At 62.9% G+C, this 753-nt stretch carries 1 protein-coding gene; it reads left to right on the top strand.

Annotated features, from left to right (window positions below; translation table 11 throughout):
* Positions 1 to 61: 61 nt before the first annotated feature.
* Positions 62 to 622 carry a MaoC family dehydratase gene (locus DEVEQU_RS19790; protein ID WP_223214300.1) on the top strand — a complete coding sequence of 187 codons (561 nt, stop codon included), beginning with the start codon at positions 62 to 64 and terminating at the stop codon, positions 620 to 622.
* Positions 623 to 753: the final 131 nt, after the last annotated feature.

Below are 753 nucleotides of genomic sequence, written 5' to 3'. Positions count from 1 at the left end.
GTGATCCACTGATGGACCCCCACCCTCAATCCCTCCCCTCAAGGGGGAGGGAGGCGAGAGAATGGAAAGTGAGCGCGAGATGAGCACGGTTGGGGTTTCTTCGACGCATCCCAAGACCATGCCGGCGGCGCATGCCGAGATTCCGGTGTGGAACAGCGAGAACTGGTTCTATGAGGACTGGGCGGTGGGCCACCGCATTCGCTCGTTGCGCCGGACCATCTCCGAAGGCGAGAGCATGGCGTTCAATGCGCTGGTGACCGACATGCACCCCTATGTGGCGGACGAAATCTTCGCCACCAGCGAGGGCCAGTTCGGCAGGAGGCTGGTGGCGGGGGCGTTCGTGTTTTCGGCGGGGCTGGGCCTGGTGGCCACCAATTGCGTCAACGCCTTTTCCTATGGCTATGACAAGCTGCGCTTCATCAAGCCGACCTTTATCGGCGACACCATCTACACCATCCGCACCAATCTCGAAAAACGCCCGAAATACAAGGAGCTCGGGCTGTGTCGTGCGTCCTATGAAGTGTTCAAGGGCGAGGGCGAACTGGTGCTGTATTGCGAGCATATCCAGACGGTGAAGTATCGCCGGCCGGAGGATTTTGCGGGGTTGCAGGATGGGGCTTGAGGAACGCGGGTCCGGCTCGGGGGTGGCCCGCGAGAGGTCGGTTCGCCGGCACCGCTGGCAAGTTAAGAGCCCTCGGGTCGAGCCCGAGGGTGACGATCTGTGGGTGGGGGGCGAGCGGGGGTCGGGCGGGC

The organism is Devosia equisanguinis (assembly GCF_900631955.1).
Classification (GTDB): Bacteria; Pseudomonadota; Alphaproteobacteria; order Rhizobiales; family Devosiaceae; genus Devosia; species Devosia equisanguinis.
This window is presented reverse-complemented; position numbering and strand designations above follow the sequence as displayed.

Coding starts and splice junctions, on each gene's coding strand:
- DEVEQU_RS19790 (WP_223214300.1), top strand. CDS start 62: ATGGAAAGTGAGCGCGAGATGAGCACGGTTGGGGTTTCTTCGACGCAT.